13 protein-coding genes are annotated in these 12,416 nt (G+C 60.9%); 10 read left to right on the top strand and 3 right to left on the bottom strand.

Features of this window, described 5'->3' with window-relative positions; translation table 11 throughout:
* Positions 1-191 precede the first annotated feature (191 nt).
* From DW49_RS0119400 to DW49_RS0119420, 5 genes are all read left to right on the top strand, one after another.
* Positions 192-1,109, top strand: coding sequence for an AAA family ATPase (locus tag DW49_RS0119400; RefSeq protein WP_005738027.1), 918 nt, complete (start codon positions 192-194; stop codon positions 1,107-1,109).
* Positions 1,079-2,062, top strand: coding sequence for a DUF58 domain-containing protein (locus DW49_RS0119405; protein ID WP_005617322.1), 984 nt, complete (start codon positions 1,079-1,081; stop codon positions 2,060-2,062). The genes DW49_RS0119400 and DW49_RS0119405 overlap by 31 nt, the downstream gene beginning before the upstream one ends.
* Positions 2,059-4,083, top strand: a complete 2,025-nt coding sequence (locus DW49_RS0119410; RefSeq protein WP_005617323.1) for a transglutaminase TgpA family protein — start codon at positions 2,059-2,061, stop codon at positions 4,081-4,083. The genes DW49_RS0119405 and DW49_RS0119410 overlap by 4 nt, the downstream gene beginning before the upstream one ends.
* Before the next feature lie 24 nt (positions 4,084-4,107).
* Positions 4,108-4,869 (top strand): CHAD domain-containing protein, encoded by a 762-nt coding sequence (locus DW49_RS0119415; protein WP_005617325.1) that lies wholly within the window; start codon positions 4,108-4,110, stop codon positions 4,867-4,869.
* 130 nt (positions 4,870-4,999) lie between these two features.
* Entirely contained in the window at positions 5,000-5,797 is a 798-nt protein-coding gene (locus DW49_RS0119420; RefSeq protein ID WP_005617326.1) for an acyl-CoA thioesterase, read from the top strand.
* A gap of 10 nt (positions 5,798-5,807) precedes the next feature.
* Here the strand turns inward: DW49_RS0119420 and DW49_RS0119425 are convergent, their stop codons facing one another.
* The 3 genes from DW49_RS0119425 to DW49_RS0119435 all read right to left on the bottom strand — a co-directional run bounded on the left by DW49_RS0119425 (position 5,808) and on the right by DW49_RS0119435 (position 8,563).
* Entirely contained in the window at positions 5,808-6,047 is a 240-nt protein-coding gene (locus DW49_RS0119425; RefSeq protein ID WP_003379821.1) for a hypothetical protein, read from the bottom strand.
* A gap of 119 nt (positions 6,048-6,166) precedes the next feature.
* Positions 6,167-7,642 carry a methyl-accepting chemotaxis protein gene (locus tag DW49_RS0119430; RefSeq protein ID WP_005617328.1) on the bottom strand — a complete coding sequence of 492 codons (1,476 nt, stop codon included), beginning with the start codon at positions 7,640-7,642 and terminating at the stop codon, positions 6,167-6,169.
* Positions 7,643-7,726: 84 nt separating this feature from the next.
* The gene (locus DW49_RS0119435) at positions 7,727-8,563 is read right to left on the bottom strand and encodes a TatD family hydrolase (protein ID WP_005617330.1); all 837 of its coding nucleotides are present in this window, start codon (positions 8,561-8,563) and stop codon (positions 7,727-7,729) included.
* Between the two features lie 192 nt (positions 8,564-8,755).
* On the opposite strand from DW49_RS0119435, the gene DW49_RS0119440 reads away from it, so the two are divergent.
* The 5 genes from DW49_RS0119440 (at position 8,756) to greB (ending at position 12,240) form a co-directional block, all read left to right on the top strand.
* Positions 8,756-10,177: an MltF family protein gene (locus DW49_RS0119440; protein ID WP_005617332.1), complete on the top strand. Its 1,422-nt coding sequence runs from the start codon at positions 8,756-8,758 to the stop codon at positions 10,175-10,177.
* A 106-nt stretch (positions 10,178-10,283) separates the two neighbouring features.
* Positions 10,284-10,718 carry a DoxX family protein gene (locus DW49_RS0119445; protein ID WP_003379828.1) on the top strand — a complete coding sequence of 145 codons (435 nt, stop codon included), beginning with the start codon at positions 10,284-10,286 and terminating at the stop codon, positions 10,716-10,718.
* A gap of 258 nt (positions 10,719-10,976) precedes the next feature.
* Positions 10,977-11,285: a class I SAM-dependent methyltransferase gene (locus DW49_RS0119450; protein ID WP_005617334.1), complete on the top strand. Its 309-nt coding sequence runs from the start codon at positions 10,977-10,979 to the stop codon at positions 11,283-11,285.
* A gap of 104 nt (positions 11,286-11,389) precedes the next feature.
* Positions 11,390-11,719 (top strand): hypothetical protein, encoded by a 330-nt coding sequence (locus DW49_RS0119455; protein WP_003379830.1) that lies wholly within the window; start codon positions 11,390-11,392, stop codon positions 11,717-11,719.
* Positions 11,720-11,766: 47 nt separating this feature from the next.
* On the top strand, positions 11,767-12,240 hold the full coding sequence (gene greB / locus DW49_RS0119460; RefSeq protein WP_005617338.1) for a transcription elongation factor GreB: 474 nt from the start codon (positions 11,767-11,769) through the stop codon (positions 12,238-12,240).
* Positions 12,241-12,416: the final 176 nt, after the last annotated feature.

Raw genomic sequence — 12,416 nt, forward strand, 5'->3', positions numbered from 1 at the left:
GGCATTGCAGGCTCGTATTGGTGTTGTGTGAGAACTCCAACAATACGGGCCTGTTCTCATAGGGATCAATAGGTTACGTCGAAACGGGAACAGACCCTAGCGAAACGGCCTACGCTCACCGTAGAGTGTTCGTACGTTTTGCATCGCTTGCAGTCCCGCAGTCATGCAGCTGTTTTCGGAAGGGGCTTTCGATGGGTAGAAAACTCGATGCGTGCCTGAGCGCCATCAATGAAGTGATTCTGGGCAAGGAAGCGCAGGTGCGGCTGGCGATGACGTGCCTGATCGGCGGCGGGCATCTGCTGATCGAGGACTTGCCGGGGATGGGCAAGACCACCCTCAGCCACGCGCTGGCGAAAATTCTCGGCCTCAGTTATCAGCGCATTCAGTTCACGTCCGACCTGTTACCCGGCGATATTCTGGGCACCTCGGTGTTTGATCGCGACAGTGGGCAATTCACCTTCCACCCCGGGCCGATCTTTGCTGAGCTGGTGCTCGCCGATGAAATCAACCGCGCCACGCCCAAAAGCCAGAGCGCCTTGCTGGAAGCGATGGAAGAAGGGCAGGTGTCCATCGAAGGCGCGACCCGCCTGTTGCCCGATCCGTTTTTTGTGATCGCCACTCAGAACCCGTTCAGTTCGGGCGGCACCTTTGCGCTGCCCGAGTCGCAGCTTGACCGCTTCCTGATGCGTATTTCCATGGGCTACCCGGCCAGAGCCGCAGAAAAAGCCCTGCTGCTCGGCGAGTCGCGCCGCGAGCTGCTACCGCGCCTGCAACCTATTCTGGATCACGCCCTGCTCGGTCAGCTCCAGGCACAGGCGCGTCAGGTGCGCGCCAGTGATGCGCTGGTCGATTATGTGTTGCGGCTGGTCGATGCGACGCGCAGCCAGGCGCAGTTTGCCTACGGCCTGTCGCCCAGGGCGAGCCTGGCGATTCTGGCGGCGGCGCGGGCCTGGGCGATGTTGCTGGGGCGCGATTACGTGATCCCCGAAGACGTGCAGGCGGTGCTGCCCTCGGTGGTCGGCCATCGGCTACGCGAGCGCAGTGACCCGACCGGGCATGGCGGCGGGGCGCTGGTGCAATGGTTGCTGCGCGAGGTGCCGGTGCTTTGATCGAACCGCTCAAACCGCTCTTGCAACGCTGGCTGGCAAAGCGCATTCCCCCGGCGTCGCGCATCACCCTTGACCACCGGCGCATCTTCATCATGCCGACGCGCACCGGCATGACCTTTGCGATTGTGCTGGTACTCATGCTGCTGGTGGCGATCAATTATCAGAACAGCCTGGCTTACGGCCTGACCTTTCTGTTGCTGTCGGTCGGCGTGCTGGCGATCCTGCACACCTATCGCAACATCAGCGGCCTGATTCTCAGTGCCGGTGTGGCGCGTTCGGTGTTTGTCGGTGAGCCGGTGCAATTGCGCCTGCGTCTGGAAAGCGCCGGGCAGGCCCATCACGCGCTGGGCCTGGGTTGGAGCGCAACCGCGCTGCAGGCGGGCGATGTACTGCCACGCGGGCTGACTGACCTGGAACTGACCCTGCCTGCCGAAAAACGTGGCTGGCTGCGCGCACCCAGATTACGCGTCGAGAGCGTGTTCCCACTGGGCGTCTTCCGCGCCTGGAGCTGGCTGGACCTGGAACAGAGCGCCTTGATCTACCCACGGCCGTTGTCCGGGACCCTGCCGTTGCTCAAAGGTGTGCAGCCCCACGCTGAAGACGATGGCCAGGCGACTCAGGGCGCTGGTGTCGATGACTTTCAAGGCCTGCGCAGTTACCAGCCGGGCGACAATCGCAGCCGTCTGCACTGGAAAGCGTACTCCCGAGGGCAGGGCCTGTTGGTCAAGGATTTCACTGACCTGAGTGGCCATGACCTGTGCCTGGACTTCATGGCACTGGGCGGCGACATTGAGGAGCGCCTGTCGCGCCTGTGTTACTGGGTGCTGGAGTTGTCCCAGCGCCATCAGCCGTTTGCCTTGCGCCTGCCGGGTTTTCTCTCGACGGTGGACAGCGGTGACGCGCATCGCGAAGCCTGCCTGCGCGCCCTTGCGCTTTATGGTCATCGATCATGATCAACAAGGCAGATGCCGTCGTAGCCGAGCCGAAAGCCGCCGCGCCCATTGCGCGTGTCAGCCTCACCTGGCTGCTGTTGGCGCAGGCACTGGTGGTGCTGCCATTTGTGCAGCACGTGCCGATTTCCATCACCCTCCTGTGGCTGGGCTGCACGTTTTGGCGGGTTCAGGTGTTTCGCATGCGCGCCCGGCTGCCCGGCACCTGGATCAAGTCCGGGTTGCTGGTGGGCACTGCCGGTGGCGTGTACCTGGCTCGTGGCAGCCTGGTCGGCCTGGATGCGGGCGCTGCGCTGCTGGTGGCGGCTTTCGTCCTGAAAATGATCGAGATGAACAACCGTCGCGACGCACGAGTGCTGATCTTCCTCGGCTTTTTTTGCGTGGCGGTTGGCTATCTGTTCGAGGACAACCTGCTGTGGGCGCTTTTCAGTTTATTACCGGTCGGGGCGTTGCTGGCTGCGTTGATCGGCCTGCAACAGTCGGATCTGGCTGGCAAATCAGCTGACACGCTCAAGCTGGCCTTCAAGCTGATGGCCCAGGCCGCGCCGCTGATGCTGCTGTTGTTTCTGTTTTTTCCGCGCCTGGACCCGCTCTGGTCCCTGCCGCAACCGAGCAACAAGGGTGTCACGGGGCTGTCCGACAATATGGCGCCGGGCGACATGGCCGAACTGAGCAAATCTCCGGCGCTGGTGTTTCGTGCCAGTTTTGAAGGGCCGATGCCGGCGCGCAATCAGCTGTACTGGCGCGGCCTGACCCTTGAGCAATTCGACGGACGTCGCTGGTCGCAGTCGGCACGCGCGCAGACCGTGCAGGTGCCGCAGTGGGAAAAGCGCGGCCCGGTGCTGGCTTACAGCATCGTCATGGAAGCCAGCGGCCGACCGTGGATGCCGAGCCTCGACGTGGCGCAAACTACATTGCCCGACGTGCGCCAGATGAGCGACTTTCGCCTGCAACGCAGACGGCCCATCGAGCAGTCGCTGCTGTATGCCGTCAACTCCTGGCCGCAGAGCCTTCGCGACCCGCAGTCCAGCGAGCAGATTCAGCGGCAGAACCTGCAACTGCCCGCCAAAGGCGATGATCAGGCTCGCCAGTGGGCCGCCGACCTGCGCCGTCGCTATGCGAAGCCGGACGCGCTGGTCGAGGCCATGCTCGGCTATTTCAGCGACCAGCCGTTTCATTACACCCTCAAGCCGACGCCGCTGGGTAACGACAGCATTGACGAGTTTCTGTTCATCAGTCGCCGGGGCTTCTGCGCGCACTATGCCGGGGCCATGACCTTTGTGCTGCGTGCCGCAGGCATTCCGGCGCGGGTGGTGGCCGGGTATCAGGGCGGCGAACTGAACCCGGACGGGCAGTACCTGACGGTGCGTCAGTTCGATGCGCACGCCTGGGTCGAATACTGGCAGCCGGGCGTGGGCTGGCGGAGTGTCGACCCGACGGCGGCCGTTGCGCCGCAACGCATCGAACAAGGCCTGGAGCAGGCACTGGCGGCTGACGAAGCGTTCCTGCAGGATTCGCCGCTGTCGGCGCTGCGCTATCGCAACGTGCCCTGGCTCAACACCCTGCGCCTGAGCTGGGACAACCTCAACTACGGTTGGCAGCGCTGGGTGCTGGGCTATCAGGGACAACAACAGTTACAAATTCTCGGCCGCTGGTTTTCCGGGTTTCAGGCACCGGTTTTTGTCGCGGGCATCGTGCTTTCATTGGGTTTGATTGCGTTGTGGCTGTTCAAACCATGGCAGCGCGAGAGCGATTCGCAGCTTCGCGTGTTCGGCGCATTTGAACGCTTGCTGGCCCGTCATGGTCTGCGTCGTATGCCGGGCGAAGGCGCTGATGCGTTCTGCCGTCGTGCGGTGGTGTTCTTTCCGCAGCATGCCGAGGCCATCAGCGCGTTCATTCGCGAGTTTCAGGCGCAGCGCTATGGCGGGCGACTGGCCTCGGCGAGTCGCCTGAGAGAGGCGTTGAGGGTGCTGCGTCGGCGTTTGCCATGGAGAGTGTCAGCCGTCAGGGACAGGCATTCATGAGTCGTCTTGTCGAAGGGGAATTGCATGTCTTCAATGGTCAATCATCTGGTTGCCGAAGTGTTGGCGCTGGACGTCAAATTGCTCGCTTGTCAGGCGCGTCTGGCGGTTTCGACCGACAGTGAAGCGCTGCATGATTTGCGCACCACCGTGCGGCGTCTGCGCAGCGTATTGCGCCCGTTGCGCGACATTGCGGCTGCCGCAGAACTGGAAGAAGCCGCCAAGGCGGTAGGCCAGTTGACCACGCCGTTGCGGGACATGCAGGTGCTGGCCGCGTTTCTCGAAGAACAGGGCCTGAACGAGGCCGCGTTCACACGCGACCAGTACCTGGGAAATGCCTGCCCGAAAGTCGCCACCTCAGCGGAGCTGGCCGGTTTGCTGACGCTGATCGACCGCTTGCCGGAAACGCTGCGCGTGCAGCAGCGGCAGGGGCTGTTGCGCGGGCTGCGCAAGACCATCGAAAAGCGCATGGACAAGCAGTGGAAGAAACTGCGCGTGGCCATTGCCGAGCCTGGGCATGACCGCCACGACTTGCGGCTGCTGATCAAGCGCGTGCGTTACGCCGCCGAAGCCTACCCGGAACTCAGTCATCAACCGAAAAACATGCAGGCCCGGCTCAAGTCCGCACAGGGCGAACTCGGCGACTGGCACGATCACTTGCAGTGGCTGGCGCAGGCTGAAGAGCAGGCGGACCTGGCACCTTGCGTACCCGGTTGGCAAATCGGCATCGTGCAGGCCGAGCGCAAAGCCGAAGCGTCACTCAAACGGCTGGCTAAAGCCTGTTTCTGATCCGCCAGGTCGTGTCAGCCTTTTTGGAAAAAGTGCCATTCAAGCCGCACTAATGGCCACTATGAAGCATGCGGCCCAGAAAGAGGATGGTTATCATCCAATCACCTGATTTTGAGTCGTTGGAGCAATCATGACCTTTTCCGAACTGATCGATGCCGCCTGTGACAACCCAGGCTCGGTGACCATTCCTGCCGAATGGTCCCAGGGGCGCGCCTGCTTTGGCGGATTGATGGCGGCGCTGACCTACGAGGCGATGCGCAAACAGGTGCCGGAAGGGCGGCCGATTCGCTCGCTGGCGATCACCTTCGTCGGCCCGGCAGCGCCCGGTGTGCCGATTGCTTTCGAGGTCGAAATTCTGCGCCACGGCAAGGGTGTCAGCCAGGTGCTGGGGCGTGCCGTACAGAATGGCGAGGTGATGACGCTGATTCAGGGCAGCTTCGGCGCGGCTCGGGAGTCGATGATTGCCGTGGCTGCCCAGCCCGCACCAGCCCTCACACCGCTTGAAGACTGCCCGGAGCTGCCTTTCGTCAGCGGCCTGATGCCCGACTACCTGCGTTTCATGGACGTTCGCTGGGCGTTGGGTGGCATGCCTTACAGCAACACCCCCTCACCGGCGATTGGCGGTTATGTGCGTTTTCGTGATGAGCAGCGCGCCAGGCCCTTGAGTGAAGCGTACATTCTGGCGCTGGTCGACACTTGGCCGCCGGCGATATTGCCGCACCTGAACCAACCCGCGCCTGGCAGCTCACTGACCTGGACCATCGAATTCGTTCAGCCACAGCCCGCGCTCGATACGCTGCAATGGTGCAGCTACCGCGCGGTCATCGAGCATGCCCGCGACGGCTATGGTCACACGGCGGCGGCCTTGTGGAGCCCTGCCGGCGAGCTGATTGCGATCAGTCGCCAGACGGTGACGGTGTTTGGCTAAACAGACGTAGTCAAGGTTTGCCAGCGAGCCGGGCGGCGTCCTTGCGCTGGAATCCCAGCGCCGCCGCCAGCCCGATCACTCCGATGGCCATTGATGAAAGGCTTTCGGAAAACAGGCCATTGAGTATCAGCAAGGACGCAAGTATGAACAGGGGTACGGCAATCAGATAAAGAGCAACGCTGGCTGATTGCTCTTGATGATCGTTGTTGTCATGACGTTGGTTTAGGTGCAAATCAAGTGGCTTGTTCATGGTGATGTCCTCTTCAGCACGGCATTCAGGACGACGTTCAGTGTGTCGTTCAATGCTTGAAGAGTAAGCCCGCCTCTGATCGCCCGCGAGTCAAGCCTGTCTATCGCCGCGATAGCCTGTTACAGCCTGAGCTGGCCAATCGCACTATTCAGCTCGCCCGCCAGTGTAGCGAGCTGGTCGCTGGTGCTGGCGGAGTCCACGGTCTGAATCACCGTGCGCTCGGTGACATCGCGAATGCTCACCACGGCGCGGTTCATGTCCTCTGCCACCTGGCTCTGCTGCTGCGCTGCGACGGCGATCTGGGTATTGCTTTCGCGCATCTGCGCCACTGCGCTGGCAATCGCCGCCAGCGCCTCGCCGGCTTCCCTGGCCTGTTGTACGCACTCATCGGCCTTGAACGAGCTGTCCTGCATGAAATCCACCGCATCGCGGGTGCCGCTTTGCAGGGTCGAGACCATCGTGGTGATTTCGTCGGTCGAGGTCTGCACGCGCCTGGCCAGATTGCGCACCTCGTCGGCGACCACCGCAAAGCCCCTACCCATCTCCCCGGCGCGGGCGGCTTCGATGGCGGCGTTCAGGGCCAGCAGGTTGGTCTGCTCGGCAATGCTGTGGATCACGTTGACCACACCGTTGATCTTCTGGCTGTCTTCGGCCATGCGCTGGATCATTTCCGCCGTCTGCTGCACACCGCTGGAAAGCCCGGCAATCGACACCTGCACACGATCAACAACGCCCTTGCCGGTGACCGCCAGCGCGTCGGCGGTCTGCGACTGATCGCGGGTGGCCGTGGCGTGCTGGGCGATGTGATGGACAGTGGCGGTCATTTCGTTGATCGCGGTGGCCACCTGATCGGTTTCACTTTGCTGGCCGAGCATGCCCTGACGTACATCCTTCATGCCCGAGGCCAGATGCGCGGCGCCCTCATCGAGACGGCTGGCGGTCTGCGAAACGGTGTTGACCACCCGCTGGTATCCGGCCTGCATGGCGTTGAAGGCCTTGGCCATCTGCCCCACCTCGTCGTCACTGCGGTTGGCCACACGGGCTGACAGGTCGCCGCTTTTCTCGACATGCAGCATCACGTCCTTGAGCGCGTTGAGCTGGCCGAGTAGAAAACGGATCAACAGTTGCGAGGCGCAGAGCATCAACAGCATCAGCACAAAAACGGCGGCGGCGTAGTGCGTGAAGCGATCCAGCAGTATTTGCTTGAAGGTCGGGGTAAAGGCCAGCACGGCAAGCTGCTGATCCTTATTGGCGGGCGCAAGCCAGGCCCCGTTCAGCAATTGACCGCCAGACGGTTTATCCAGGGCAACCCAGCCGCTGCCGCTTGCCAGTTCTGGCAGCGCAAGCCCGTTCAGCGCGGGTGCCTGACCTTGGGGGTAGACCAGCAGCGTGTCGCTGGAGGGCAGCGGTTTGTCGGCAGGCCAGGTGATCAGCAGCCGCGCCTGGGCTTGCGCAGCTTCGCGTGAGGTTTCTGCGCGTGCCTGCTGCTCCAGTTGCAGGGCAAACAGCACCAACAGCAGCGTGGTAAAAAAAGCGACCGCGTTGACGGCCCAGAATTTGTACTTCAGTGAAAGGTTGCCAAGCCATGAGCCCATGAGCGGTCTTCTTTGATGATCGTGTGGAATAGCAGCAAGATGCCATCACGATGCCTCATTCATCAAAGCGACCGTTGATGCGGGTCAACAAAGCTGCAGATTTTCATCCTCTGTCGGTTGCACGGTCGGCAGGTCGAAAAACGCCCGTGCGCAGGCGGTGCTGTGACGCGCCAGGTCTTCCTGACTTTCGTCCCGGTGCAAGGCCACTTCGCGCAACACTTCCGGCAGATAGGCGGGCTCGTTGCGGCCATTTTTCGGCTTGGGCCGCAGGCTGCGAGGCAGCAGATAAGGCGCGTCGCTTTCCAGCATCAATCGACCGCGCGGGATGTTGCCCACCAGCGCATGCAGGTGAGTGCCACGTCGTTCGTCGCAGATCCAGCCGGTGATGCCAATGTGCAGGTCCAGGTCCAGGTAGCTGAACAGCGCTGTCCGCTCGCCGGTGAAGCAATGCACCACGGCCGCAGGCAGGCGGTCACGGTAGTCGCGCAGAATGTCCAGCAGACGCTGATTGGCGTCGCGCTCGTGGAGGAACACCGGCAGTTGCAGCTCCACGGCCATGGCCAGGTGCGCTTCAAGCACCTTTTCCTGCTGCGGGCGAGGGGAGAAGTCACGGTTGAAATCCAGCCCGCATTCACCCACGGCACGCACGCGATTTTCCTTGAGCAGGGCATGCAACTGTTTCTCGGTGTCGCCGGTCCAACCGCTCGCTGAGTGCGGGTGTATGCCAGCGGTACAAAACAGGCGTTGCGCACTTTCATCGAGTTCGTGACACAACTGCAAGGCCTGTTCGCTGCCTTCGACACTGGTGCCGGTGAGCACCAGTTGATCGACGCCTGCGGCATAGGCGCGGTCGAGTACCGCCTGTCGCTGCGAGGCAAAGCTTGCGTTGGTCAGATTGACGCCGATGTCGATGAGTTGCATGGTGCTACCTCCAGCTGAAGGCTGCGGAGCATACCAGAGCCGCAGTTGCAATAAGAAATAGACAAGAAATAGCTGGGTATTCAAATGATTGAGCGAGAAGGCTCGACGATTTTCTTCGCTGTTCGATGCGGCTGCGTGACCTCAAGATTTCCTTTTCTCTGTTTTTTTTCCGGCATTGCCCTGGGGAAGTGAATGACCCGATCCGCGCTTGTGCCTTTTATCTGTTTGCTGGCCTGTTTGCCGTTGCAGGTGTCTGCACGTCAGTCCGGCCCCGATGCGGTCCAGCACAGCACGCAGGTCCGCGATCTGCCGACCATTCGCAGCAGCAAAGTGTTGAAGGTGCTGGTCAATCAGAGCCGCAACAGTTCCGGCGACGTCAAAGGCCAGGAAATCGGCGTCGAATATCATCGCCTGCAAGCCTTCGAGCAGTACCTCAACAGCCATGCCCGCGACGGGCAGAAAGTCACGTTCAAGATCATTCCCAAAGCCAAGAACCAGCTGCTGACGGCGTTGCAGCGCGGGGAAGGCGACATGATCGCGCCTGGCGAATTGCTCGATGTCAGCGAGGCCAAAGGCATCAAGGCCAGTGCGCCGATCGTGCATGACGTGCCGCTGGTACTGGTCGGCGTTCGTGGTCAGCGCAGCCTGCGTCGTGTGGATCAGTTGTCCGGGCGCACGCTGAGCCTGCCCACCGGCAGCGCCGCCGACGAAGCCTTGCATCAGGTCAACCGGCAACTGGAACTGCGCAAGCTGCCGCTGGCGAAAATCGAATGGGTCGACCCCAGTCTGGCCGTCGAGGACGTGCTGGAAATGGTCCAGGCCGGTATCTACCCGATGACCCTGGTCGAGCAACCCATTGCTGAACGTTGGGCGAAGATCATGCCTGAGTTGCGCATTGATCGCGGCCTGACCTTGCCGACTCACGGTGACATCAGTTGGTTTGTGCGTGACAACGCCACCCTGCTGCGCGCCAGTGTCGATGACTTTCTCAAGGGATATAAGCCGTCGGCCCAGCAGGACCTGGTGTTCGCCAAGGCGTACAAGAACACTTACAAGGTGAATAATCCGCTGGTCAGCAACAATCGCCAGCGTCTTGAGCAACTGCGCCCCATGCTGCAACGCCACGCTGATGCGCAAGGCATGGACTGGCTGGACCTCGCAGCGCTGGCATTCAAGGAGTCCAAACTCGACCCGGCGGCCAAAGGCAGCGGCGGCGCGACAGGTCTGTTGCAGATCACGCCGTCAGCGGCGAAAAGTGTCGGCGTGTCGAGCATTCAGAGCGCCGACGACAATGTCCGCGCCGGGTCGCGTTACATGGCGCAGATCCAGCGCAAATATTTTTCCAGCTCCCGAGTCAACGAGCGCGAGCGCATGGCCTTCGTGATGGCGGCCTACAACCTGGGGCCGGAGCGCGTGCAAGGCATGCGCGAGGAAGCGCGGCGACGCGGACTCAACCCCAACCAGTGGTTTTTTCAGACCGAGCGCGTGGCGATGGAGCAGGGTGGGGCCAATGTGGTTGCGTTCGTGAACAGCGTGAACAAGTACTACCTGGCATTTGATCGCGAGCGCGATTCGCTGGAAAAGAGCGGCAACAAATCGGTGGTAAAGCGCTAGGTATCGATTTGTTAGATGATTATGCGCCGTTATTTGCGACGTTTACATGAGTCGATTTGATTATTATGGCGTCACTTCCTTCTAATCAATTCCGGAATTTGCCCGTATGAACACATTGATCAAATCGGTCCTTACTACCCGCGCTGGTTACGGCCTGACCCTACTGCGCGTGGTTGTCGGCATCGCGTTCATTGCCCACGGCAGCCAGAAACTATTTGGTGCGTTTGGCGGCTACGGCCTGGAAGGCACGGCGCAGTACATGGAAAGCCTGGGCCTGACGCCCGGCTACCTGATGGCACTGATGTCCGGCAGTGCCGAGTTCTTCGGCGGTGTGGGCCTGCTCCTTGGCCTGCTGGCCCGCCCGGCCGCGGTGGTGGTTATCGTGCTGTTGCTGGTGGCGATTTTTACCGTGCACATCCATAACGGCTTCTTCATGGCCAACAACGGCTACGAATACGCACTGGCGTTGCTCGGCGGCGCGTTGGCGGTGCTCATCGAAGGCGCAGGCAAACTGTCGCTGGACCGCGTCATCGCTCGATAACCGGCTATGCTTGATCCACAAAGCCCGCGTGCTGCGGGCTTTGTGCGTTTGCAGGCACCTGTCCACCAGTTGCACTGGCAAGGATGGCAATTGACAACGAAGGGGGCGTTTCTCTAGGATGCGTGCTCAAGCGCCGATTTAACAACTACTTGCGGGGCGCCTGGCAAGGCTCATGTCTTGTCGAAATACCGCTAAAACGTTGGTTCGGTGTTGCCTCTCACCGCTGCCCAGCGGATCTTGCGAGGCAGAGAAAAAACCATGAACAACCTGCGCCCCCTCATTCGTCTTTCCCCGATCAGCACGGTCTTGTCCCGCAAGAATCCGAAAATCCTGCTGAGCGGTTCTCATCAGCCCACGCTGTTACGTTATCTGGATGGCTGGCCAAGTCGGCGCGGCGGTTCCTGCGCGTTTCTGATCCAGTTCATCGATCCCCAACAATCGCTGAGCCATTTTGCCAATGACCAGTTCGACCTCGCCGTGGTGCAGTCACCGCAAACGGATAACGTCGAGCAGGTTATTCGTGATCTGACACGTATTGCTCGTCAGGGCTTGATTACCTTCGGCTGAAAAGGCCGAGGTGTGCAATTGCCGTAGAAGGCATATTGCTGGCCCCCGGCGTTCAATCCGACAGGCAAAATCGCCGCCTTATCAAAGGATTAGGTGGTGTGCGCATGCGTTTGGTTTATTGTGCTGTAGCGTGCTTGACGCTTTGCGGGCTGGCTTTTTCCGTTCAGGCCAGAAACGCGACGGAAAACGAGCGTTATCTGTGCCGTTGGGGTTCGACCATTGCCGGCGGTGCGCAGGCTTCCAAGCTGTCGGGCGTCACACGCTATGGTGCGCGGCAGAAGCTTCAGGCGCGCAAGTTCGTCAAACAATGGATGCGCCCAATGGCGTTACGCATCACCGAGCAGACCTACGACAGCGAATCGCGCTTGAAGCCTGATGCCGTCAGCAAGGTTTACTACGATGGCTGCATCCAGCACGAGGTGGCGCGTCGTTAACCCTTGATTGCCCGTTGAATTGATTGTTGCGGGGCCGGAGAAACGTCTTGAGTACAAAGATCATCACCCAGGGCGGTCACGAGGCCCTGAAGAAAGAACTCGACTATCTGTGGCGAGAGCACCGGCCCGACATCACCCAGAAAGTCGCCTGGGCGGCGTCGCTTGGGGATCGCAGCGAAAACGCGGATTACCAGTACAACAAGAAGCTGCTGCGCGAGATCGACCGGCGTGTGCGCTACCTGCGCAAGCGCCTGGAAGACATGCGCGTCGTCCAGTATTCGCCGGAACAGGAGGGTCGGGTATTTTTCGGTGCCTGGGTCGAGATCGAGAACGAAGCGGGCGACCTGAAGAAATTTCGCGTTGTCGGCTACGACGAGATCTACGGTCGCAACGACTACATCTCCATCGACTCGCCCATGGCCCGCGCCTTGTTGAAAAAAGAAGTAGGCGACGAGGTACTGGTCAACACGCCGGAGGGCGAGAAGCTCTGGTTTGTGAATTCGATTGTTTATGAGCGGTGAGACTGGACGCAGAGCGCCCGGAACTGCGTGTCTACATAGCGTCGGTGCGACAGTCAATGTTGTGCCACCAGGCAGTTGCCACAGAAATGCTTTTGATGTGTTTTTCAACCACGATGGTACTGACGACGCAGAGTGCGACGTAAGTGACGGCTGAGTCCTGGCGCTGATCCGGGGGA

It is taken from the genome of Pseudomonas avellanae BPIC 631, assembly GCF_000444135.1.
In the GTDB taxonomy this organism is placed as follows: Bacteria; Pseudomonadota; Gammaproteobacteria; order Pseudomonadales; family Pseudomonadaceae; genus Aquipseudomonas; species Aquipseudomonas avellanae.